Annotated in this window: 23 protein-coding genes and 4 pseudogenes; 12 read left to right on the forward strand and 15 right to left on the reverse strand. The window is 61.6% G+C overall.

Annotated features, from left to right (window positions below; translation table 11 throughout):
- The first annotated feature begins 477 nt into the window (after positions 1-477).
- The 3 genes from L0U83_RS36700 to L0U83_RS36710 all read left to right on the forward strand — a co-directional run bounded on the left by L0U83_RS36700 (position 478) and on the right by L0U83_RS36710 (position 2,324).
- Positions 478-1,020, forward strand: a complete 543-nt coding sequence (locus tag L0U83_RS36700) for a hypothetical protein (protein WP_233889303.1) — start codon at positions 478-480, stop codon at positions 1,018-1,020.
- Between the two features lie 64 nt (positions 1,021-1,084).
- Positions 1,085-1,606: a hypothetical protein gene (locus L0U83_RS36705; RefSeq protein WP_233889304.1), complete on the forward strand. Its 522-nt coding sequence runs from the start codon at positions 1,085-1,087 to the stop codon at positions 1,604-1,606.
- 385 nt (positions 1,607-1,991) lie between these two features.
- Complete coding sequence (locus L0U83_RS36710) at positions 1,992-2,324, forward strand: hypothetical protein (RefSeq protein ID WP_233889306.1); 333 nt, start codon at positions 1,992-1,994, stop codon at positions 2,322-2,324.
- Positions 2,325-2,775: 451 nt separating this feature from the next.
- Here the strand turns inward: L0U83_RS36710 and L0U83_RS36715 are convergent, their stop codons facing one another.
- The 3 genes from L0U83_RS36715 to L0U83_RS36725 all read right to left on the reverse strand — a co-directional run bounded on the left by L0U83_RS36715 (position 2,776) and on the right by L0U83_RS36725 (position 4,989).
- Complete coding sequence (locus L0U83_RS36715) at positions 2,776-3,237, reverse strand: hypothetical protein (protein ID WP_233889308.1); 462 nt, start codon at positions 3,235-3,237, stop codon at positions 2,776-2,778.
- Positions 3,238-3,420: 183 nt separating this feature from the next.
- A complete protein-coding gene (locus L0U83_RS36720) occupies positions 3,421-3,843 on the reverse strand; it encodes an ACT domain-containing protein (RefSeq protein ID WP_233889311.1) in 423 nt (140 codons plus the stop codon).
- Between the two features lie 198 nt (positions 3,844-4,041).
- On the reverse strand, positions 4,042-4,989 hold the full coding sequence (locus tag L0U83_RS36725) for a pseudouridine-5'-phosphate glycosidase (RefSeq protein WP_233889317.1): 948 nt from the start codon (positions 4,987-4,989) through the stop codon (positions 4,042-4,044).
- A 106-nt stretch (positions 4,990-5,095) separates the two neighbouring features.
- Between L0U83_RS36725 and L0U83_RS36730 the strand changes: the two genes are divergently transcribed.
- On the forward strand, positions 5,096-5,284 hold the full coding sequence (locus L0U83_RS36730) for a hypothetical protein (RefSeq protein ID WP_233890029.1): 189 nt from the start codon (positions 5,096-5,098) through the stop codon (positions 5,282-5,284).
- A 244-nt stretch (positions 5,285-5,528) separates the two neighbouring features.
- Here the strand turns inward: L0U83_RS36730 and L0U83_RS36735 are convergent, their stop codons facing one another.
- Together L0U83_RS36735 and L0U83_RS36740 are read right to left on the reverse strand one after the other, a co-directional pair.
- The gene (locus L0U83_RS36735) at positions 5,529-5,852 is read right to left on the reverse strand and encodes a hypothetical protein (RefSeq protein WP_233889320.1); all 324 of its coding nucleotides are present in this window, start codon (positions 5,850-5,852) and stop codon (positions 5,529-5,531) included.
- A gap of 452 nt (positions 5,853-6,304) precedes the next feature.
- Positions 6,305-6,937, reverse strand: coding sequence for a 2OG-Fe(II) oxygenase family protein (locus L0U83_RS36740; protein ID WP_233889322.1), 633 nt, complete (start codon positions 6,935-6,937; stop codon positions 6,305-6,307).
- 141 nt (positions 6,938-7,078) lie between these two features.
- Between L0U83_RS36740 and pdhA the strand changes: the two genes are divergently transcribed.
- Genes pdhA through L0U83_RS36755 form a run of 3 tightly spaced genes read left to right on the forward strand, consistent with a single transcriptional unit; the run spans position 7,079 to position 10,278 of the window.
- Entirely contained in the window at positions 7,079-8,176 is a 1,098-nt protein-coding gene (gene pdhA / locus L0U83_RS36745) for a pyruvate dehydrogenase (acetyl-transferring) E1 component subunit alpha (RefSeq protein WP_233889324.1), read from the forward strand.
- Positions 8,169-9,149 (forward strand): alpha-ketoacid dehydrogenase subunit beta, encoded by a 981-nt coding sequence (locus tag L0U83_RS36750; protein WP_233889326.1) that lies wholly within the window; start codon positions 8,169-8,171, stop codon positions 9,147-9,149. The genes pdhA and L0U83_RS36750 overlap by 8 nt, the downstream gene beginning before the upstream one ends.
- A gap of 4 nt (positions 9,150-9,153) precedes the next feature.
- Positions 9,154-10,278, forward strand: a complete 1,125-nt coding sequence (locus tag L0U83_RS36755; RefSeq protein WP_233889327.1) for a dihydrolipoamide acetyltransferase family protein — start codon at positions 9,154-9,156, stop codon at positions 10,276-10,278.
- Positions 10,279-10,512: 234 nt separating this feature from the next.
- Here L0U83_RS36755 and L0U83_RS41035 read toward each other — a convergent pair.
- Positions 10,513-10,584, reverse strand: a pseudogene (locus L0U83_RS41035) (PDDEXK nuclease domain-containing protein); the annotation flags it as partial.
- Positions 10,583-10,807, reverse strand: a pseudogene (locus L0U83_RS36760) (LysR substrate-binding domain-containing protein); the annotation flags it as partial. The pseudogenes L0U83_RS41035 and L0U83_RS36760, both read right to left, overlap by 2 nt.
- A 699-nt stretch (positions 10,808-11,506) precedes the next feature.
- Between L0U83_RS36760 and L0U83_RS36765 the strand changes: the two are divergent.
- Positions 11,507-12,727 carry an RtcB family protein gene (locus L0U83_RS36765; RefSeq protein ID WP_233889328.1) on the forward strand — a complete coding sequence of 407 codons (1,221 nt, stop codon included), beginning with the start codon at positions 11,507-11,509 and terminating at the stop codon, positions 12,725-12,727.
- Positions 12,728-12,982: 255 nt separating this feature from the next.
- On the opposite strand, the pseudogene L0U83_RS36770 reads toward L0U83_RS36765, so the two are convergent.
- From L0U83_RS36770 to L0U83_RS36780, 3 genes and pseudogenes are all read right to left on the reverse strand, one after another.
- Positions 12,983-13,264, reverse strand: a pseudogene (locus tag L0U83_RS36770) (acylphosphatase); the annotation flags it as partial.
- A 1,037-nt stretch (positions 13,265-14,301) separates the two neighbouring features.
- A complete protein-coding gene (locus L0U83_RS36775) occupies positions 14,302-14,658 on the reverse strand; it encodes a hypothetical protein (protein WP_233889331.1) in 357 nt (118 codons plus the stop codon).
- A complete protein-coding gene (locus tag L0U83_RS36780) occupies positions 14,658-15,179 on the reverse strand; it encodes a hypothetical protein (protein ID WP_233889333.1) in 522 nt (173 codons plus the stop codon). The genes L0U83_RS36775 and L0U83_RS36780 overlap by 1 nt, the downstream gene beginning before the upstream one ends.
- A 90-nt stretch (positions 15,180-15,269) precedes the next feature.
- On the opposite strand from L0U83_RS36780, the pseudogene L0U83_RS36785 reads away from it, so the two are divergent.
- Positions 15,270-15,374 (forward strand): annotated as a pseudogene (locus L0U83_RS36785) (cold-shock protein); the annotation flags it as partial.
- Positions 15,375-15,638: 264 nt separating this feature from the next.
- Here the strand turns inward: L0U83_RS36785 and phaP are convergent.
- Positions 15,639-16,220, reverse strand: coding sequence for a TIGR01841 family phasin (gene phaP, locus L0U83_RS36790; RefSeq protein WP_233889340.1), 582 nt, complete (start codon positions 16,218-16,220; stop codon positions 15,639-15,641).
- A 546-nt stretch (positions 16,221-16,766) separates the two neighbouring features.
- Between phaP and L0U83_RS40975 the strand changes: the two genes are divergently transcribed.
- Entirely contained in the window at positions 16,767-16,934 is a 168-nt protein-coding gene (locus L0U83_RS40975) for a helix-turn-helix domain-containing protein (RefSeq protein WP_373321200.1), read from the forward strand.
- A gap of 57 nt (positions 16,935-16,991) precedes the next feature.
- On the opposite strand, the gene L0U83_RS36795 is transcribed toward L0U83_RS40975, so the two are convergent.
- From L0U83_RS36795 to L0U83_RS36805, 3 genes are all read right to left on the reverse strand, one after another.
- Entirely contained in the window at positions 16,992-17,399 is a 408-nt protein-coding gene (locus tag L0U83_RS36795) for a hypothetical protein (protein WP_233889347.1), read from the reverse strand.
- 60 nt (positions 17,400-17,459) lie between these two features.
- Entirely contained in the window at positions 17,460-17,966 is a 507-nt protein-coding gene (locus tag L0U83_RS36800; RefSeq protein WP_233889350.1) for a class I SAM-dependent methyltransferase, read from the reverse strand.
- A gap of 99 nt (positions 17,967-18,065) precedes the next feature.
- Complete coding sequence (locus L0U83_RS36805; protein ID WP_308445113.1) at positions 18,066-18,455, reverse strand: OsmC family protein; 390 nt, start codon at positions 18,453-18,455, stop codon at positions 18,066-18,068.
- Between the two features lie 312 nt (positions 18,456-18,767).
- Here L0U83_RS36805 and L0U83_RS36810 point away from each other — a divergent pair, with 312 nt between their 5' ends.
- Positions 18,768-18,971 carry a hypothetical protein gene (locus L0U83_RS36810; RefSeq protein WP_233889353.1) on the forward strand — a complete coding sequence of 68 codons (204 nt, stop codon included), beginning with the start codon at positions 18,768-18,770 and terminating at the stop codon, positions 18,969-18,971.
- Positions 18,972-18,976: 5 nt separating this feature from the next.
- Positions 18,977-19,669, forward strand: coding sequence for an alpha/beta hydrolase family protein (locus tag L0U83_RS36815; protein WP_233889354.1), 693 nt, complete (start codon positions 18,977-18,979; stop codon positions 19,667-19,669).
- Between the two features lie 450 nt (positions 19,670-20,119).
- On the opposite strand, the gene L0U83_RS36820 is transcribed toward L0U83_RS36815, so the two are convergent.
- Positions 20,120-20,404 carry a DUF1330 domain-containing protein gene (locus L0U83_RS36820; RefSeq protein ID WP_233889356.1) on the reverse strand — a complete coding sequence of 95 codons (285 nt, stop codon included), beginning with the start codon at positions 20,402-20,404 and terminating at the stop codon, positions 20,120-20,122.
- Positions 20,405-20,441: the final 37 nt, after the last annotated feature.

A 20,441-nucleotide genomic window follows, 5' to 3' on the forward strand; every position in this document is an offset into this window, starting at 1 on the left:
GTTCGATAAGCCAGCGGAACAGGGCGCCGGGAATGCGTAGGGCATATACGGACGAACGAGCGTGCGAGCAGACTGCCATTGAACGGTCACATTGCGTCGTCCTGAAGAAGTCATGCCGCGCGATGTTACGCACGAGCGGCGAACAGTCATCCCGATGCACCGCGACACCCGGCGAGGCACCTACCTCAAATAGAGGAGGTTGACCCATCGCGATTCTGATTGCGCGTTTGCACAATGAAGACAACAGCCGTACCGACGAGACACGGTGAATCAACCGCTTTTTCGCTCGCGAGCGGCATTTGCGCCACAGCCGCAAAGAGTAGTGGTACATAGCGGACTGTTCAGAGTGGACGGTATGGAACCCGATCGCGGCACCACGGCATCGTCCCGGCGCGTGCCATCGCATGCACATATGTCGGTGCGGGTGAGGTGGGGTGGTACGCCTGCAACCGCTACTCAACGATGGAAGGAGGCCACATGTCACTCATCGTCGCAGCACGCTTTACGACATTCCCCGCCGCCGAAGACGCGGCACAACGGGTCATCACTGCCGGTTTCGTCGAGGAGGACGTCACACTGTTTTTCGTCAATCCGTCCGGCCAGCACGGATTCGAGACCATCACCGATGCAAACGCGAGGGAGGCGCCGGCTGGTGCCGAGATAGGCGTCACAATTGGCGCGGTGGTTGGCGCCCTGGTCGGCGTCGGGGTCTTCGCAGTGTTTTCGCCGCCGCTTATCGTGTCGCTGATCGCGACTGGGGTGAGTGCGTACGTTGGCTCATTGGTCGGCGCGATGGTGCGCACGCGTGAAGCCAGCAACGAAGAAACCCGTGAATCCGGCGTGCTGGTGGCCGTACACGTGTCGCCGGACAGCCAGTTGGACGCCGCACGGGTGCTGCGCGATGCGGGAGGCGCGGCGATCGAACGCGCGACCGGCTGCTGGCAACAAGGGCGGTGGGCCGACTTCGATCCGCTCAAGCAGCCTGTGCCGCTCAACGAATTCAGTGAGAAGCACGCCTGATTTGAAGGCGCTTTTCACTGAAATTATCTCCGAATCAATCAGGAGACAAATTGTGCAACTTCACATGGATTTCCATCATTTCACACACGGCCAGCTCGACTGGCGGGCCGCCGTGCTGGCAGGCGTCATCGCCGGCACTGTGTTCCTGGTGTTAGGGGTCGTCCTGATGGCACTGACGACTGGCAGCAGTCTGCTGGAGCCCCCACGCATGGTCGCCGCGATCATTCTGGGACGAGGCGCATTGCAATCGCCGCAAGCATTCTCGCCTGGTGTCGTGCTCGCGGCCTTTGTGGTGCATTTTGCCCTTGCCATCGTATTCGCGCTTGCCCTCGGTCTGGTCATGACGTCATTCGACCTGGACTCGAGCATGGGGATGGCTTCACTGGCGGGTGGCGCATTCGCTGTAGCCGTTTACCTTATTAATTTCTACGGCATGACACGGCTTTTTCCGTGGTTCGCAGAAGCGCGCAACCTGGCGAGCGTGTTCGTTCACATCGTCTTCGGTATCGTTGCGGCGAACCTGTACATGAGACTGGAGCGCAACACATCGCGCAGGGCCAGGGCGGTCGCGGGCGGCCCGTCGTAGTCCGGTGCCGTGCTGATCGATCGGTCTCCAGAGCAGAAAAGGCTCGCCGCGCAAAAAAAGGGCACCTCATCGAGATCGGTGTGCTCGGCCACTCCGGCGAAAGCGCCGGTCAACATCTGCGAGGATGCTGCGCGATAGGCGCGTCGCGCGTCGCTGAATCATCCTGTCGGAGACGCGTGAGAGCACATACGACGCGGCGAGCACCACGCTCGCTTCGTCGCGCACGCCTGTTAGGCGCTTGTGATCTGCGACTCGAGCTTGGGTGACATCTGTTCTGACGGGCAGCGCCGCAGCAGTCCCCGGGAGCCCGTGTCACAAAAACACGAGAGAGGAAGCGCTAAGCTCTGCCTGTGGAACACCGCGAACCAAATCACGAGGATCGACCATGAAGCCGACTGAGAGCGCTGTCCCCGCTCTGTCCAACGACTACTCGGAGGCCTCCGAGGCGTTGACCGGGCTTTTCGCTGTTAAGCTGAGTGACGGAGGATGGAGTGTCGCCGACGGCATCGGTTCCTCAATGACGCGACTCGAATGCGCCCGCGCCGACGGCTGGCACCTGCCGGTGCGTTTCGAGACCGAAGGCGCCACGCTGGTGGCGATCTACAACGGTCCCGACGCATCGACATTCGACACGTCTGCCGATGGCGCGTGGGCCCGGCACTGCCTCTCCAGTGGCGGGGTTGCGTGCGAAGCCTATCGCCGTCCGGAGCGGCAGTAGCACCACGCTCGCAGTCCCACCCATCTCCGGTTCCTACGTTCCTCCCAAGGGGTGGTCGGGACAACATCTGTACGCGTTCGCACCACTTCCTCTTTGCGCTTCGCTTTCCCCAAATCCTGATTTGCGCTGCACACGCAGAAACGCTGCCTGAACGGCGCCAACTACGATTGGGCCAGAATTTGGCCGCTCTCAGGCCGATGACGCCGACGAACTGGCCGTCTTTTGGCGCAAGAAGTATCGCGATCTTTATCTGAATGCCGGTCACGGTCATGTCGGCTGGACCATGTCTCGCAGATCGGATCGGGTCACGGCTGATCTGATCGCGGGACGAACTTCGGCGATTGGACGATGTTTATCAACTCCGCTGTCAGGCCTGAACAGTCGTTTCGCGCACACGACTCGCGCCTGCTGGATAGCGCGCAGGCAGCGCAGGCGTCAGACTGTGCGTCGATCAATGCGGTTCGCCCAGACAAGCGTCGGCAACATCGACGATCGGCTCGCTGTCGGCGTGAGCTTGGGGAAACCGGTCAACGCACTTGATCTGGGCGTAGGTCCACCACGTTCCCGGTGGATCGTGACCCAGCCACATCACAGTGGCTGCGACCTTGGTTCGCAATCCCCAATGCCGCCAGTCAGCCCCTGTTGGCGAAAAACTTCCGTGCATGTCCTTGTACAGGTTGCGGTCCAACCCATACTGCTTCAGATAGGGCGGATCGATGCGCTCTTCGGGCGCAGCCGGCTTGCCACGCGCGATGCCTGCTTGCGCTATTGCTTCGTCCCGGTGGAGATCGCTCACGGCATGGCCGATCACCGACAGTTCGAACAGCAATACGCCGCCAACCGCCACGCTGGTGGCAATAGTGCAGAGTGCGAGCGCCCAAAGTACCCGCCTTCTGATCGTCGGCGTGTTCATCACACTCGACCTTCTCCCGGCACCTGGATTCCCCGCCATGCCCAACGCTTTATTCGGCGTTCAAATTGCCGCCCGGTTCTGTTGCAACAGACTGATAGGGTCTACGGTAGTCGTGGCAGCGGAGGTGGCCCTGTTTGTCTCGCCGGGGTGCGCCAAGCCGTTTCGCAGTCCAGAACGGGCGCTTCAGGCCCTTTGTAGAATGTCGATGGCCTTTTCGGCATCGCCCAACGAGTCGAGCGCGAGATAAGCAATGAATTGCGTACCAAGTACTGCGGCTGAGACGCCGCGGAGGTCGATGCCCCCTTCCGCCAACATTCGGGTCAATTGCGCGATGATCCCCAGTTGGTCCAGACCCATTACGCGGACAGAATGAAGGCTCGGGGTGACGCTAAACCCCACCTGTGTGGCGGCGCGGATCGTGCTGTCGCCCTCTAGCGGAGCGACGAACACGACCCCCTTACCCGATGCCTCCGGCGTGCGACGTGCCACGATAAACTGCAAGTCGGCACCAGCATCGCGCAAGACGCCTAATACCTTCGCAAGGCCGCCGGGTTTGTCGTCGATGGTAGCTGCCCAAACATCGACACGTTCCACGCTCAGTTCCATGGCAGTGCTCCCGCCTCGGACATCATTAGAAAAATCTACTCCACGAACGGCACGCGGGCAAGGCAGGCAGCTTAACGCGAGGACCTTCTCAATCTCTTTTCGCAGCAGCTTCAATCCAGGGGCACTGCGAGGAGGTCAAACGGGTTCGCAAGGTCGGGCGGTTGTCGGAAGTGCGGTGGAGGAGGTGCATTCCGGTGGCTACGCCGCGCCTGTTCCGCGCGCTGATTGTGCCAATGCCAACGCCAGCCGTGCCCCGACCTCGGCATTGTGTTTCACGAGCGCGATGTTTGTCGCCAGGCTGCGTCCCCCCGTCAGTGCTTTGATGCGAGCCAGCAGGAAGGGTGTCACGGCCTTACCTGAGATGCCTTGTGCCGTGGCCTCAGTGAGTGCCTGCTGAGTGAGTGCGTCGATCTCTGCGGACGGCATCGCCAACGCTTCCGGCACCGGCGTGCTCAACAAGACCCCGCCCTTGAGGCCCAGGTCCCACTTGGTGCGGATGAAGCGCGCCTGGTCTGCTGCGTCGTCCATCCTGAAGTCTGCGCGAAACCCGCTGTCGCGCGTGTAGAACGCAGCGAAATTATCCTGCTCGCAACTCAGCACCGGCACGCCGTGCGTTTCCAGGTATTCCAGTGTGAGCCCGATGTCGAGGATCGACTTCGCACCGGCACAAACCACCGCCACTGAGGTCTTCGCCAATTCCTGCAGGTCGGCCGAGATGTCAAAGGTTTCCTGCGCGCCGCGGTGCACGCCGCCAATGCCCCCGGTGACGAAGACCTCGATGCCAGCCAGCGCGGCACATATCATGGTGCCAGCCACTGTCGTGGCACCGAGCCCGCCGCCGGCCAGCACGGCCGGCAGGTCGCGGCGGCTAACCTTGTGTACGTGGTCCGAGCGGCCGAGCAGTTCCAGCTCGTCGTCAGAGAGTCCGATGCGGATTCGCCCTCCGATCAGCGCAATCGTCGCGGGTTCGGCTCCCGTCGCGAGGACCAGGGCCTCAACTTCGCGCGCAGTGCGAATGTTCTCCGGATAGGGCATGCCGTGAGCGATGATGCTCGACTCCAGCGCGACAAGCGGGCGGCCGGCGGCCTTTGCAGCGGCTACAGGCGCGCTGAACGTCAACCAGGAGTGTGCGAGGTCTGTCACCATGTCGTTGGATTTTCGAGTATCGTGCCTTGAGTATGCAGCATGGGACCGCTTCGCGACGCATTTCAAGGGCGATCCGTTTCCTGCTCGCACCTTCCCAACAGGATGGATGAGATCCCGCCCAATCCCGCCCGAGTGTGAACGCTTCTACATCCTCGATGCGAAGAACAGGCCTATCGAGATGTTCGACCGCAGCGAATGGTCGCGCTGGATGGCCGAGAACGAGTTGATCTTTCGCCGCACGCTGCTCGAAGAGTCCGGCGTGACGGTCACGACGTATTACGGATGGAAATCATAACGAGCTACTTCGAAGAGGATTGGCATGATAGCCGACCGGAAGCGCAGGGCTGTCTCTTTTCTGAGCCGCTTGCGCTTTGCGGCGCCCACCGGCCAAAAAGCAAGGCAGGGCCTGGCGCACCGGGCGTACCGGCTGCGGGGCCAGCGAACATAGCGGTGAATGCCGGGCTCTAGTCGACCCAACAGGGACATTGATTCGCGCTGGTACGAATGGCCGCCAGGCGATGCGGTCATTCGAGCAAACGTCACGCAGTGTGGTAACGCAGCCAGAAGGTCTCGCGGCAGACGTTGGTGAATCTCTGGTTTGCCGGAGTGATGCGCAAGCTGGGCGGATGCTCGATCACGTGATAGTCGATCCAGCATTCGGCGCAGAGTAGATCGGTCGCCACCTGATCCCATTCGACGGATCGACGAATCACGGCACCGTTGTCGAAAACGAATGTGACGTCTTCTTTTCGAACTTCAATATCCTGTTCGCGCCAACTTTCCCTGGAAACATCCTGGCGCACAATCGTCACAGGACTGTGCAGCCCGTGGATCGAACTGACATACGAAACGAGCTTATCCATACTGTTGCGAACAGAGGCCGCTGGGAAGAGCCAACAAGGCGATCAAGTATACACGTGCGTGCACGTCTTCGTCCGAACTCCAGTACGCCGTGCCTCACGCAAGAGGCTGTCACACCGCGCCGGCGATTTCACCAAACCGTTGCATCGACCGGTTGAATCCGGCGGCGACGCAGCGTTCACCCCGTGACGTTGCGCGCTGACCTTCAGCCCGAGCTGGCCGGTGCAGTAGTCCTCCACTGCGGCTAGCTTCGCTTGCTCCGTATATTTGCCCAAGAAAAACCCCAAGGTGACGTCCAACCTTCGGGGTTCAGTTCAAAAATCAGTGGACATAGCCTGCACGGTCAGATCGCTGAGTGCTAGACGCCCATTTCTGCGCGCTTACGTCGTTCCCCTCACGCCCAATGCTGAGAACGCAGTTGGGCCGATCACGGATGTTTGAGTCGCACCGCGTTTCAATTTCCCCAGAGTGGTTCACTCATGGTGGCGTCATAGTCGGTGAACATGATGTTGAAGCTGACGCTCACGCGTGCTTGCGCGCTCGTGTTTGCCGACACCGAATGCGGTAGCCAGGCGGGAAACACCAGCAACGTGCCCTCGCTGACAGGCAATACCACCTGATCGGTGTTATAAGCCGTCAACTCAGTGACGGGTGGACGAATGACGGTCGTCTGCGGGCGCGGATCGTGAAAGTCGATGGTGTCGGCACCCGCTTGCGTGCGCAGGTAGTACACGCCGCTTAGATAATTGTTAGGATGACTGTGCGTCGCGTGTGATCCGCCTGGGTCGAGTACATTGACCCAGCATCCAGTAATGTGAAACGCGGCATCAGCGACTTTGAGAAACGCGAGTACGTCGCGTGCAGCCTGTTCGATATGCGCGTTCAGCGCAGCAAACTCCGGCCTTTCATGTTGCCGGTGACCCGATTGCCACGCGGAGCCGGTGCGGGTGCCGCGGCCACTGCGGATCAAGGTGTCGATATACGCCATCAGATCCCGATCAAGCGGTTCGTAGCACCGCTGTTCGAGGCGGCGACACCATACGAAAGTCGGGAAAAGTCGGACGATATCGGGGGCGGAGACTTCCATTGCCGGTTGTACAACACGCTAGTCGGGACGCTCGTCAATCACTATAGACCCGGAAGCGGAGCGTGCGGTGGAGGGTGGCGCATTGCACAAACGCACAAGCACCAGAACGCCTACGATGTGTGAAACACACAGGAGGCCGTCATGACTACGGCTGCCAGTTTTCACATCGGCTACACGCAGTACCTCGGTCCCGAGGGTGAACCCGTGCATCCACTTCCAACCTTCGCAAGCGACCCCGCAGCGCTCCTGCCGCTGTATCGCGCGATGGTACTGACAAGGGCTTTCGACACCAAAGCCGTTGCGCTGCAGCGTACAGGGCAACTTGGCACATTCGCATCGTCGGTTGGGCAGGAGGCCGTCGGCGTCGGCGTGGCCAGTGCGATGCGCCCCGAAGACGTGCTGTTTCCCTCTTACCGCGACCACGCCGCCCAATTGCTGCGCGGCGTCACGATGACGGAAAGTCTGCTCTATTGGGGCGGCGACGAGCGTGGAAGCGATTTCAGTGTGCCCCGCTTCGACTTTCCGAACTGTGTGCCGATCGGCACGCAGGTCTGTCATGCGGCGGGTGCCGCGTATGCGTTCAAGTTGCGCAAGGAACCGCGCGTCGCAGTGGCGCTTTTCGGCGACGGCGCGACATCCAAGGGAGACTTCTACGAGGCGATGAACTTCGCCGGCGCGTGGGGCGCGCCGCTCGTGCTCGTGATCAACAACAACCAATGGGCAATTTCGGTGCCGCGCAGCCATCAGAGCGCAGCGCAAACGCTCGCACAAAAGGCGATTGCAGCGGGAATCGACGGACTGCAGGTCGACGGCAACGACGTGATTGCCGTGCACCACGTGGTTGGGGCGGCGCTCGCGAAGGCCAGACGCGGCGACGGTCCGACCTTGATCGAAGCGCTGAGCTATCGCCTCGGCGATCACACGACGGCCGACGATGCCACGCGCTATCGCGACGCGGAGGAGGTCAGCAGGCAGTGGGAAGCTGAGCCGCTGCGCCGGTTGCGCGCGTACCTGCTCCGTATGAATGTTTGGGACAAGGCGCAGGAAGAGGAACTCGGCAAGACGTGTTACGCGCAGGTCGAGCAGGCTGTCGAGGCGTATCTCGCGATGGCTTCGCCGGACGTTTCCTCGATGTTCGACCATCTCTATGAGGTGCTGCCGCCAGCCATGCGCGAGCAACTGGCGATGGCGCAGCGATTTGCTCCAGTTGCGCCGAGTGCGGAGAACGGCCATGGCTGACCTGAACATGGTCGAAGCGGTCAATGTCGCGCTCGCCTGGGAGCTTGCGCATGACCCCACTGCCGTGCTGCTCGGCGAGGACATCGGCGTGAACGGCGGCGTCTTTCGCGCAACCGCTGGCTTGCAGGCGCGCTTTGGCGCAGGGCGCGTGATTGATACGCCGCTCGCTGAAACGGCGATCGTCGGCACGGCTGTCGGCATGGCCGCAATGGGCCTCAAACCTGTCGCGGAGATTCAGTTCAGCGGCTTCATCTATCCCACCATCGACCACTTGCTGAATCACGCGTCGCGTCTGCGGCACAGGACGCGCGGACGGCTCACGTGTTCTCTCGTGGTCAGGTCGCCGGCCGGTGCGGGCATCCACGCGCCGGAGCACCATTCCGAAAGCCCGGAAGCGCTGTTTGCTCACATACCGGGGTTGCGCGTCGTTACGGCGTCGTCGCCCCAGCGCGCCTATGGCCTGCTGTTGGCGGCAATCCGCGACCCGGATCCGGTCATCTTCTTCGAGCCGACACGCCTCTACCGCCTCTTCAGGCAGCCCGTGGAGGACAACGGCGAAGCGCTGCCACTCGATTGCTGCTACGTGCTGCGCGAAGGCGGGGATGTGACGCTGGTTAGTTGGGGCGGCGCGCTGCAGGAAGTGCTCGGGGCCGCCGATCTGTTCGCGCAGGAGGGCGTGATGGCGGAGGTGATCGACGTGGCCACGCTCAAGCCGCTGGACATGGACACGATTCTTGCGTCGGTCGCGAAAACGGGACGCTGCGTGATCGTGCATGAAGGGTCGCGCACGGGCGGCGTGGGCGCGGAGATTGCTGCGGGCATTGCCGAGCGCGGACTCTATTCGTTGCTGGCGCCGGTGCAGCGCGTCACGGGTTATGACGTGGTGGTCCCGCTCTACCGACTCGAGAGTCAGTACATGCCAGGCATTGGGCGCATCGTTGCCGCGGTCAGGCAGACGCTGGAGGCGCAGTGAAACCATGAAGATCTTCAAACTGCCCGACCTGGGCGAAGGCCTCCAGGAAGCTGAAATCGTCGAATGGCACGTCAAGAGCGGCGAGGACATTCGTGCGGACCAGCCGCTCGTGTCGGTCGAAACGGCAAAAGCGATTGTCGAGATTCCCTCGCCGCAATCGGGCCGCATCGCGAAGCTGTTCGGCAAGCCGGGCGACATCGTGCATCTGGGGGCGCCGCTCGTCGCGTTCGAAGGGGCGAGCGAGGGTGGTGAGGATGCCGATGCGGGCACCGTGGTCGGTCATATGGAAGTGGGCAGGCAACCGGTGGAGGAAGCGCCAGCCGCGCCCGGCAGTGGCACGGCAGCGGGGCATGGCGCTATCAAGGCGATTCCCGCGGTGCGGGCGCTTGCCCGCAAACTGGACATCGATCTCGCGATGGTGACGCCCTCCGGGCCGGAAGGCGTCATCACGGCGGCCGACGTACAACGGGCGGCGAAGCTGCTCGCTGAACTCGGTCCGCCTGAAGTGCTGCGCGGCGTGCGGCGCGCGATGGCGCAGAACATGGCGCGCGCCCAGAGCGAAGTGGCGGCAGCGACCGTGATCGACGACGCCGATATTCACGCGTGGCCACCGCACGCCGATGTGACGATCCGCCTGATCCGCGCGCTGGCGGCCGGGTGCCGTGCGGAGCCGGGACTGAACGCATGGTTCGACGCCAGAATGGCACGGCGCCATGTGCTGGAGAAGATCGATCTCGGCATTGCCGTCGATCTGCCGGATGGCTTGTTCGTCCCGGTGCTGCGCGATGTCGCGCATCGGGACGCGGCCGACCTTCGCGCCGGACTCGACCGGATGCGTGCGGATATTCGCGCACGCAAGATTCCGCCTGAAGAAATGCGTGGTAACACGATCACATTGTCGAACTTCGGCATGATTGCCGGTAAATATGCGGCTCCCGTGGTGGTACCGCCCACTGTTGCGATTCTCGGCGCCGGGCGGATGCACGAGCAGGTCGTGGCGCACCAGGGTGTGCCCGCCGTGCACAGGATCTTGCCGCTGAGTCTGACATTCGACCATCGGGTGGTCACGGGCGGAGAGGCTGCGCGCTTTCTCGCCGCGGTCATCAAGGACCTCGAGTTGGCGCAATAGCCGTTTTCCACGGTTGTCTTGTGCAGGGCGCGCGAGGCGTCGCGTCGGCGGCGCGCGATCGGCTGCCGACGCAACGGGCGGATCTGCTGCGCCGGCAAACCTTCCGGTATCCCGCATGCGGGCGGCGCAGCCGCACTGAACGCCTGAGTGGAAGCGGCGATTGAAAGCGCGATTCGCGGCAACTAGCACCGTAACGGCGGTCAATGATGGATGAAGATTTTCGCGGCAGGTCCAGCGCAGGAGCGGGTACTCGGCCACTCCCATCGGTTTCGCCACACCACGCAGCGCATATTCAGCCACGAGTTCAACCCGCCGACTGACCACCAAGTTCGATCGTACAGACAAAGTCCTCCGTCACTCGAGGCAGAGTCCGACCACGCTTCTTGACGAGCGCAATCCGGCGTGCGAACGCGGGGTCGTCGATCGGCAGCGTGACGAGACCACGCTCGGCATGCACTTCGCGCGCGGACTCCGGAAGCACCGAGATCCCGCCGCCGCCACGCACCATCGCAACGGCGATCATCATGTAGCGTCTCCAACGATTTCCTGATCCGATGGGTCGACAGGTGAGCGTTTTCAGGATTCCCAGGAAGGTGGCAGAGCGGCTTCATGTGCCCTGCGACGTGCAGGTTGTCCGCGCAGAACGGCTCGATGTCGCGGCTTGGCCCACGCCCACACGCTGCCAGGATCGTAAGAGCGCTCGACTGTGTTGCTGATTTACTGCCCACCCATCGATGGAACACGGGCTCTCTATGTTGGCGAACGGGCTGCCAGGCGAAATAATTAATGTCCGGGTTAGATACGCAAACGAACGGCGAACTGCGCTCGCTGTCCAGGCGCGACACGCACACCGCCGTTTTCCTGCGCGCCGATCTGAAACGCAACCTGGACGTTTGCCCGCACAACGGAATCTATCGTTTCGACGACGAGGCTCGGGGGACGTTGGTGGTCCGGAAATCATTAGTAATGCAGATCGAATTGACATCCTGTGCGTCGACGATTCCCTGCCCGCACCGATTGACGACTTCCGAAGGAGCGCCCCGGCACGGTGGCGTTAGCCAATGGTTGATCCGATTGCACGGATCGTTCGCGATGCAATCATGCGCCAGGACTTGATGAAGGTACTCATGACGTGGAGGTTGTCGAATCAGGAAAACCGGCTCACGCTAACGCCATACGTCGCGCACTGACCCGTGCAGACGAGCGACACTGACGAAGGGACAGAGACATGGGCCTGGTCGATTATCAGCTAATGGAAGTGGCAGGCGGCAAGGCCGTGAAAATGTGGACCGAGGGCGTCGCGATTGAGGAGGCGGCTCGCCGGCAACTGAGAAACACGGCCCGCATGCCGTTCGTGTTCAGGCACGTTGCCGTAATGCCGGACGCACATGTGGGCAAAGGATCGACGATCGGCAGCGTGATTCCGACACAAGGGGCGATCATCCCGGCGGCGGTGGGCGTCGATATCGGCTGCGGGATGATGGCGGTTCGCACGACACTCACGGCCGCGGACCTGCCCGATTCGCTTTCCGGCGTGCGCGGCGCGATCGAGCGCGCGGTGCCGCATGGCGGTGCGCCGGGGCGGCGCGAGCCGGGTGCATGGTCGCGTCCGCCGCCGGCCGTCGACGACGCCTGGAAGCTGCTGGCGCCCGGTTTTCAGCGCATCGTCGACAAGTATCCTTCGCTCGCGCGCACGAACAACCACGCGCACGTGGGCACGCTCGGCACCGGCAATCACTTCATCGAAGTGTGTCTCGACGAAGGTGACGGCGTCTGGTTCATGCTGCACAGCGGATCGCGTGGTGTAGGCAACGCGATCGGGAGCCTGTTCATCACACTGGCCCAGACCGACATGCGTCAACACCTTGCGAATCTTCCGGACAAGGATCTCGCGTACTTCAAGGAAGGCAGCCGGCACTTCGATGACTATGTGGAGGCGGTCGGCTGGGCACAGCGCTACGCGCGCAGCAACCGTGAGGTCATGATGAATGCCGTGATCGACGTGGTGCGCGCGACTATCGGCAAACCCTTCGCGATCGATGAGCACGTGGTGAACTGCCACCACAATTACGTGCAGAAGGAACGACACTTCGGCGCCGACATGTTCGTAACGCGTAAAGGGGCGCTGTCGGCGCGAGCGGGCGAGTTCGGCATCGTTCCCGGATCCATGGGGGCGAAGAGCTTTATCGTTCGCGGCCTCGGCAATGAAGAGAGCTTCTGCTCATGCAGTCACGGTGCCGGGCGCTCGATGAGCCGGACGGAGGCCAAACGGCGCTTCACAGTCAAGGATCAGATCAGCGCGACGGTGCATGTCGAATGCCGAAAGGATGCAGGGGTCATTGATGAGATTCCGATGGCCTATAAGGACATCGACGCGGTAATGGCCGCGCAGCGGAGCCTGGTTGAGGTGGTGCATACGCTGCGGCAGGTAGTTTGTGTGAAGGGTTAGGCCCTGATTGGCTTGCGACCACCGCGCTGCCGTGGTGGGTGCCCGGAGTCGCGTCGAGCGATCCAACGGTTTGCTCTCGGTCGTGGCGGCGCCGCGACACAGCTTGGTGTGTGTGTCGGGGAAGCGAGTCGGCGCCGTAGCGCGAGCGCGCGACCGTGAAGCAGCAGGCTGCGCACCGTTCACCCGCGCCGCGAAGTCGGTGGCAGCGGTGGGGGCGCCATGTATGGGGCGGCAGCGTACGTCGCTAGCCATGGGGAATTCATCGAAGCGGGCGAACGGCGGTGGCACTTCTGTCACCTCAAATTCTTCGACGAGCGCTGCGGGCATTCCTTCTTTGAGCCACGCGCACATGTCGGCAATTAGCCTTGGGGAGCCCTGAATCATCGCCTCGACGGAGCCGTCCATGCGGTTGCGCATCCAGCCCGTGACAGCCAGGGCTCTGGCGCGGCGCACACAGGCTTCGCGATATCCGATGCCTTGCACCTGGCCGTGCACGCGCACCAGGCAGGTCTCGAGCATTCCGTCGTCTGAGTTCATAGAAGGTCTTCTGAGTCGCTAGTAGAACGTTGCCGCGCAATGTGTGGCTCGCCGGGGCGGCCGGTTCAAACCTCTCCACGTTCCGGCTTCGGTAGCGTTATCCGTCGCGCCGGACCGCGATATGGGCCAATCAGTTCGATAAAGCGAATCGCCGGGCGCATGATGAAATGCTCAGCCCGAAATCTTGCGCGATATATCATTCGCACAACTGCGCGGCCAGAATTCGCTTTCTACGACGTACCTGGAGGGGCGTGTCAAAGCGGCGGCCGCCGTCTATATCGGCGGCCTCGCCCGACGAACCGAATAGGGTGTTGATTGAGCGGGTCGCGTGAGACACCCGCCACAGGCCCACAATGGTGCAACGCCTAAAGCCACCCGATGCGGGCGACACCGACGCATGCTGCTCAATCAGTTGTCGTCGGATCGGCTCGGAAGATGCTCGTGCGGCACGGGCTCGGCAGAATCGGCGTCAGGTAGATCGTCTTTCGCGGATTTTACCGGTGTGTGGGCGCCACTCTTGGGCTGCGCGCCGGGCGGAGACTGTGCGGGGTCGAGCTGCTTGTCAGTCGGCTCAGCGGATGGATCGGAAGGCATGGTGTGCTCCTGCGCCGATGAATACTATCGATACCATGATAGATCGCATTGAGGTTGATTGCGCGACTGGCAGGTCCGCTTGCATGTGTTTTGCGGCAGTGCGCAAATGGCGCGTCCACTTCCACATGTCGCATAACTCAGTCGTGCGGAGCGGCAAATAAAAGCGTTCGCAGATACCGTTCAGCTATGGATAAGTGACTGCGTATCAGCAGACTGATTCGCCCATTGGCATGCCCAAGGTCGTGCGGGTCCGTCTTCGAGTCCCGCGTGATCCGCCCACGCTGACGGGGATAGACCGCACAAGACTGGAACGAATTTCTCGTCGCAGTTACGTCGCTTTCGACCCTTGATTCTCGCCACCACGCCACCTATTGTGGAAAGTGCCATAACGGCACGAGACATAAGGAGTACATCATGCCATCGCCCAGAAAGGCCTCGCCTGCTCACGGGGCCGAAGCCGAGATGTCGAGCAAGAAGAAGGTAGCCTCGCCGGCGAAGGCCGCCGGAAAGGCGCAGGGCGAGAAAAGCCCCCAAATGACCAAGCAGCGCACCAAGAGCAAGTCGAAAACCTGAAGAGGAAACGCCCCAGAAACGGGGCGTTTCCGTTCGCTGGCGTAAGCATCGATGGTCATGCCCCACGAATCGGTCGCCTGCAAGGTCGGCGATAAAGAAAACCCACGACCAAAAAAGGGGGCGACGAAGAACGTGGCAGCGAAGAAGGCTACGCCGGTTCCGAGTCGAGCAGCTGCGGCGGAGTGTACCAGTGAAGCACCGAATTGCTCGCAAATCGCTGCGTGCATCAGGACCTCGAGCCTGGCTGCGGCCAGGGCCACCCCTTCTTCTCGTCGGGTCCATCCCACCCGGCAAGCGATGCTGGCTCGACCGACGAATCGATTGGACTCGCTTCGCTAGCGGCAGCTGGCACCGGTATTTCCGAAGTGCCGGCCTTCATCTCGGGCAGCCCGGTCCCAAACCATTCGACCTTTTGCTGCATGTAGGCGACATAGGCTTTCCAGCCGTCATGGTTGCCGTCAAAGAGGTCGTGCTGGACTGTTGACGCGAGCGCGTTGCGGTTGAGTTCCGCCTCAAGCAGTTTCATTGGCCATAGAAAGAACGCGCTGGCGAGGCGTGCCCCGAATTCGGCCACCGTCATCCTCGGTGCGACCGTCCGAAGGAAGCTGAGGTTTTGCAACGAATCCTGCTCCTTCGCAAGTCGAGCCACCTGCGCGTATGGCCGACCAGTATTGGCCAGACAGCTCAACGCTTCGAGCATATCCCCGAGGTGCAGCAGTAGTTCCCGTCTATCAAATCGGTCATCCATTGCCGTATCTCCGTCCATGTTCGATGATAGTCGGCGGGTCCGTGTGCCTGAGTTTCAAACGGTCACGAGCAACAGGCACTGAGACGCCTATTACAGTCGAGTGGCTTCAAGTCGCTTCAGGAAAACCAGAAGGTCAAGTTCGAAGTGAAGCAAGGCCCGAAGGCCAGACAGGCTGCAACAAACCAGCCAACATGACACCTCGCCGCACTCGCTGTCGCGTAGGGAGTGGTCCGCCGAGGCGGGCCATTCCTTTTCAACTATATGCCGCGACGCGCTTTCCGCGGGGTGAGTGTGTCGGTATTGGCCGCGAGCCGGGTACGAGACGTGGGCCAGGATGCCATGCGCCGGAATGAACGACCAGCGCGCAAGAGTATGGCGTCCGGTCGCGGCCACAGCGCACGTGGCCAGGTGCGTTAGCTTGCCGCGTCTCGCGACCCGGGGCTTCAACGTTCCTTCAAATTATTGCTCCGCCTCCTTCGCGGATTTTGCCGCTTTCTCGCCTGCCTGGTCAGCCGCTTCAGTCACATCAGATGCGGTTTTTGTTGCGGCTTCCACGTTACTTTGCGCGACTTCGGCCACCTGCCTCGTTGCTCTTTGCGTGCTTTCCTGAGCGGTGTTGGCAAGCGTAATAGCTTGTTTCATAAATGCAATTGCGGCTTCGGAGCCGACTGGTGCGTTTTGCGCGACATTCTCGACGAAACATTGAACCTGGCGGTTGACCTCCTCGTATTGGGCATTGATGATCTCTGCCAGCTGCGTTTGCGTGGTGGACGCAATCTCGGCAACCTGACGTTCGTACGTCAGGACCTTCTCCGCCGAGGGGAGTGCCAGCGAGTCTTGCAAGGCAGTAACTTCCTGTCCGTCCTTCTTCGCCAGCCCGTCTTGGACGCGTTGACACCAATCGCCAAGCGTCGTTTTCGCCGTATCCAGATTCAGTTTGATGAGTTTTTCCTCGCCTTCCAGCATCTTGCCGGCCAGCCCAAAGAAGAAGTCGAAATTTGCCCGTTGGGCGACAGCAGCTTGCTCACGAAAATCAGTCATGTTCGCCTCCTGAAGACGTATGTCCAACGCCCAGCATGGTCGGCAACGGTGACCAACTGATGAAGCGCGTCGTCTGGAGGTCACCTCTTTGTGAGGAAACATTTACGAAGCGACCTACTGGATTCAAGCGCGCCCTCATTGCAATGACGCTTTTGTCCGGTGGTTGTCATCGCGATGTGCGACGAAGTCGTGGAACGGCACGTACCTCGATTTCCGGACAAGACTGTACCTGCCGGTGGAACTTCACGGACCCGCCGGCGACAAAGGCGTTGATGCCAAACGGGGACGGGCCTTTAAGCGAGTGGTCCGGCAGATGCGTTGCCGGGCGAGCGTTTTTGTTGTGCTCCCATTTCCCGCTGGGAATGCGACGGCGTGACTTCCTGTGTACCGGATAGCCAAAATGCTATCGGTCTCGATTACACCGGGTATTTAAAGCGTTAACCCAGAGCGGAGACGACGCGCCGCGTTCCGGCGCAGTGAAGTCACGCGAACAACACGGATGTCCGGGCGGTAGTATTCGACTGCGAACGTCAACATCGAGGCCGTATCACGCCTTCGAAGCCTGAAGCACACGGGACCCAGGCAACTTTCGCGGAATACTCGGGCTACGACCGCCGCACTATCAGTCGATGGATCAGCGGCGAATCGGCCATTCCGCTGCTCGTTGACCGGCATCTCGATCTGCTGCTGGCTATTCGTGAACGTCTGCCCTGAGGGCTTTTTTTCCCACGGGACGCATGAGGCACGACGCGGCTGTCGGCATCGGAGCCGCTAGCCTGATCTTGGTAGTTGATCTGTAATATCAAGATTCGCATCGCGAACAACTTGACACCTCGGACATGTCGAACGAGACGGTGAGCCAGACACCTGCAGCGTAGGCAGGCAATTGACGCCCGGAAGAGGGGAGAGCTTCTGCGCGAATGCGAACAAGATTAACGTCGTCTCGCTGCTATTGCTCGAGCCGTAGTAGGCGTAAGGGCGGGTATCGGGGTGGAGCGGCCATCCCGGACCGTCGATCGACGACAGGACATCGGCCATTGCCGTCATTGGGGCGTGTTGGCTTTTACGTCGGCAATGCGACGGAATGCTGACGTTGGCAGTGTCGAGCGGCGCGGCGTCAGCTTCCTGCATCAGCGAACTCACACTTTCGACCCGCAAGCGACCTTCGGCGTAGGCCATCGGCGATGACCGCTCCCGGTTCGACTTCGGGTATTCAGCATGGATGCCGGGCAACATCAATTACCGGCGCCGTGCGATAAGTCGATGCACACGTCTGCCAGAAGACAGGTTGACCGCTTCGGCATCGAGCAAAAGATCTGCATCGCCAAGGCCTTCCCTGACCCGCGCGGCGTCGAACTCAGCGTAGAGTCGGCCAGCAGCATCGCGGGTGGAAACCAATTCTGCGACTCGCCAGCTCAGATATAGCGTCCCCGCCGGCCTGAGAATTTCGAACAGACGTGCACAGGCCTGGGTAACCTCATCCGGCGGCAAATGCATGACGACCGTTTCGCACAGCACGTTGTCGTACGTTTCTCTGCCGATAGAGTCCAGCTCGGGAAGCGCTGCGCGCGTGAAAACCAGTGACGGAAACTCGGTCGCAGCTTGCGCAAGTAATCCCTCGGCGGCGTCGTACCCAACGGCAGGAAAGCCATGATTGTTTAGCCACGCAACGTCGCGGCCAGCACCGCAACCGATGTCTGCAGTTTTGCCACCTGGGGTGAAGTAGCGCTGCAACAGCGCGTACATGTCAGTCGGTGGCGGTTGGTCGTGCCACTCAGCCGCAAATCGGCCGGCGCCAGTCGAGTAGGCTTCGATGGTTTGTTCGTCCGTAATAAATTCCCCCGATCAGGTGGTGACGATTGCGGCTGGACGAATCGCTACAGGCTTGCCCAGCGTCCGCGCAACGGGCGATGTTCGCACCGCCTCACGAGCCAGTGCCTCGTGTGCCGGGGACGGTGCTGTCGCGAAGTGCAGTGACACGTCAAATCCTGTTTCGTGATCTTGCCGGTCAATGGTCACTCGTACTGTGACGGCGGGAAGTGTGGCACCCGCGCGTTCGGTAGCCATGTCGATAGACATGCGTATGCACGCCGCAAGCGCGCTCTCCAGCAGTTCGTGCGGTCGCATGCCCGCGCTCCCGCCTTTGCCGTCCTTTTGCGTATCTGAGAGCACAAGACTGCGCCCGTTACTCAGTTGGACACAATATGGCTCGCCCTGTCGCGTTGCCGTGATCATAATGGTCCCCGCCGCGTTGAGAATATTGGTAGTTTCTGCGTACGCTGCCTGGTGGGGAAGGCAAGTCGCTATCCCGGTATGGATCGTGACAGGCTTCGCGGCAATCGATGATTCGGGCTCACACTGAAGGGTGGGTTCCTGTAGTACAGCAGTCGGTCAGTAACTCCGGAATTTACGCGGGTGAGCGTCAGGTATTGGCCGAACCCATAACTTTCTGCAGCCGGACATGCTCTTCCAGAGAGGCAGCTAAATGAACTGCCCTTCGAGAACCTCCTTTGACGCTGATTGCAGTGTCGTAACAGCTCGCTGACAATGATGCAGGCGCGCAATTACGCCGTCGGGCTTGCGGTCGTCAACCGACACATCGCGGCTGCGACGCCGTTCACGATGGGCGCGCGCTCGATGGATCGGCTGGCAAACTTCGCCTGCGCAATGCCTTGCCGGACGCCGCTACAAACGCTCCCCGATGCCTCATTGATGCAGAATCGGCGCAATGGCCACAACGACACGACCTGAATACGATGGACGACCCAGAATCGCTTTTCCTGGCACTGCCCGACGGCACTAAGGTCTCTGCGCTCCTCCGAGTGCCGGAGGACGCGCGAGCCCTGTATGTCTTCGCGCACGGCGCCGGGGCGGGCATGCAGCATGCCGGCATGTCGTCATTGGCCGACGCGCTTGCGGCGGCCAATGTTGCCACATTGCGCTACCAGTTTCCGTACATGGAGCGGGGCTCCAAGCGAGTGGACTCGCCGGCCGTGGCACATTCTGCCGTGCAGGCGGCCGTCGCAGAGGCCCGCCGGCGGCTGCCAGCCCTGCCACTCTTCGCGGGCGGCAGGTCGTTCGGCGGCCGCATGACCTCCCAGGCTCAAGCCATCTCCCCGCTCGACGGCGTGCGTGGCCTCGCTTTCGTCGCGTTCCCGCTGCACCCGGCGGGCGCGCCTGGCGTGGAGCGGGCACGGCACCTGGCGGACGTCACGGTGCCGATTCTCTTCCTGCAGGGCACGCGCGACAAGCTGGCCGAGCTTCCCCTGCTGAGGTCGGTCGTCGAGATGCTGGGGCCACGCGCCACGCTGCATGTGGTGGACGACGCAGATCATTCGTTCCACGTGCGCGCGTCCTCCGGCCGGACCGACGCGGAGGTCGTGCTCGAACTGGCACGGACGATGTCGGCGTGGTTCTTCGCCGAAGGAGCGTTCGTGCCCGTTACCTGAGCAAGCGCAGGAATGCTTGTAGCAGAGTCGGGACGGCGAGCAGGCGAACTCGCCGTGCTGCACTCGCCCGCTCAATCCCTTCGCTATCCGCAGATGGTCGGTCGCATAGCCACGATAAGCGACGCCTGTCGCGTCAGCGACGTTTTCCCAGTGCCGAGTGAGTGAATTTGTCAGATCCGCTCGCGGTGATCCGCCGCGGAAATCGCGGAGGGCGTCTGCTTTGATTTGGCCGACACACCTCCGATGTCGGCGCCGATCCGTGAGTGACCGCTCAGGGATGCTGGCGGAACCAGACTGGCAGAGCGTCGAACGACGCGCATTGGCCGGTCACTGCCCGACGCGGTCGCCCGAAACCGACACCCACTACTGCCATTCAAGCTGCCACCGCGAGGGGCAGCTTCGCGCACACAAAGCGGACTTCCAGCATTAAAAAACTGGCGAGGGAACGACTCACTGGCCCTCCACCGCGATCATGACGCTGCGCGCCGCTGCATGCCGCTTGGCGATCAGCGGCCGGTAGCCGGGATCGTTGTACCAATCCTTGATCGCCCGCTTGCTCGGAAATTCGACAACGACGACGCGGCTCGGCCGTGGGCCTTCGAGCATTTCATGTGTGCCGGCTTTCGTGAGATAACGTCCGCCGTGCTTTTCGATAAACGGTCTTGTCTGCTTGAGGTAGTCGGCGAAAGCCGCCTCGTCATCAATCTCGTGCTGGCCGATGTAAAAGGCGGTCATTTGTCGCTCTCCTGATGCAAGCCCTGCTTTTGGGCGC

The sequence above is a fragment of the Paraburkholderia flagellata genome, from assembly GCF_021390645.1.
Lineage (GTDB): Bacteria > Pseudomonadota > Gammaproteobacteria > Burkholderiales > Burkholderiaceae > Paraburkholderia > Paraburkholderia flagellata.

What these genes read in the sequence shown, in the direction of transcription:
- L0U83_RS36700 (WP_233889303.1), top strand. Translation starts at nt 478, where the DNA reads ATGTCACTCATCGTCGCAGCACGCTTTACGACATTCCCCGCCGCCGAA.
- L0U83_RS36705 (WP_233889304.1), top strand. Translation starts at nt 1,085, where the DNA reads ATGGATTTCCATCATTTCACACACGGCCAGCTCGACTGGCGGGCCGCC.
- L0U83_RS36710 (WP_233889306.1), top strand. Translation starts at nt 1,992, where the DNA reads ATGAAGCCGACTGAGAGCGCTGTCCCCGCTCTGTCCAACGACTACTCG.
- L0U83_RS36715 (WP_233889308.1), bottom strand. Translation starts at nt 3,237, where the DNA reads ATGAACACGCCGACGATCAGAAGGCGGGTACTTTGGGCGCTCGCACTC.
- L0U83_RS36720 (WP_233889311.1), bottom strand. Translation starts at nt 3,843, where the DNA reads ATGGAACTGAGCGTGGAACGTGTCGATGTTTGGGCAGCTACCATCGAC.
- L0U83_RS36725 (WP_233889317.1), bottom strand. Translation starts at nt 4,989, where the DNA reads ATGGTGACAGACCTCGCACACTCCTGGTTGACGTTCAGCGCGCCTGTA.
- L0U83_RS36730 (WP_233890029.1), top strand. Translation starts at nt 5,096, where the DNA reads ATGAGATCCCGCCCAATCCCGCCCGAGTGTGAACGCTTCTACATCCTC.
- L0U83_RS36735 (WP_233889320.1), bottom strand. Translation starts at nt 5,852, where the DNA reads ATGGATAAGCTCGTTTCGTATGTCAGTTCGATCCACGGGCTGCACAGT.
- L0U83_RS36740 (WP_233889322.1), bottom strand. Translation starts at nt 6,937, where the DNA reads ATGGAAGTCTCCGCCCCCGATATCGTCCGACTTTTCCCGACTTTCGTA.
- pdhA (WP_233889324.1), top strand. Translation starts at nt 7,079, where the DNA reads ATGACTACGGCTGCCAGTTTTCACATCGGCTACACGCAGTACCTCGGT.
- L0U83_RS36750 (WP_233889326.1), top strand. Translation starts at nt 8,169, where the DNA reads ATGGCTGACCTGAACATGGTCGAAGCGGTCAATGTCGCGCTCGCCTGG.
- L0U83_RS36755 (WP_233889327.1), top strand. Translation starts at nt 9,154, where the DNA reads ATGAAGATCTTCAAACTGCCCGACCTGGGCGAAGGCCTCCAGGAAGCT.
- L0U83_RS36765 (WP_233889328.1), top strand. Translation starts at nt 11,507, where the DNA reads ATGGGCCTGGTCGATTATCAGCTAATGGAAGTGGCAGGCGGCAAGGCC.
- L0U83_RS36775 (WP_233889331.1), bottom strand. Translation starts at nt 14,658, where the DNA reads ATGCACGCAGCGATTTGCGAGCAATTCGGTGCTTCACTGGTACACTCC.
- L0U83_RS36780 (WP_233889333.1), bottom strand. Translation starts at nt 15,179, where the DNA reads ATGGATGACCGATTTGATAGACGGGAACTACTGCTGCACCTCGGGGAT.
- phaP (WP_233889340.1), bottom strand. Translation starts at nt 16,220, where the DNA reads ATGACTGATTTTCGTGAGCAAGCTGCTGTCGCCCAACGGGCAAATTTC.
- L0U83_RS36795 (WP_233889347.1), bottom strand. Translation starts at nt 17,399, where the DNA reads ATGGCCTACGCCGAAGGTCGCTTGCGGGTCGAAAGTGTGAGTTCGCTG.
- L0U83_RS36800 (WP_233889350.1), bottom strand. Translation starts at nt 17,966, where the DNA reads ATGTACGCGCTGTTGCAGCGCTACTTCACCCCAGGTGGCAAAACTGCA.
- L0U83_RS36805 (WP_308445113.1), bottom strand. Translation starts at nt 18,455, where the DNA reads ATGATCACGGCAACGCGACAGGGCGAGCCATATTGTGTCCAACTGAGT.
- L0U83_RS36810 (WP_233889353.1), top strand. Translation starts at nt 18,768, where the DNA reads ATGATGCAGGCGCGCAATTACGCCGTCGGGCTTGCGGTCGTCAACCGA.
- L0U83_RS36815 (WP_233889354.1), top strand. Translation starts at nt 18,977, where the DNA reads ATGGACGACCCAGAATCGCTTTTCCTGGCACTGCCCGACGGCACTAAG.
- L0U83_RS36820 (WP_233889356.1), bottom strand. Translation starts at nt 20,404, where the DNA reads ATGACCGCCTTTTACATCGGCCAGCACGAGATTGATGACGAGGCGGCT.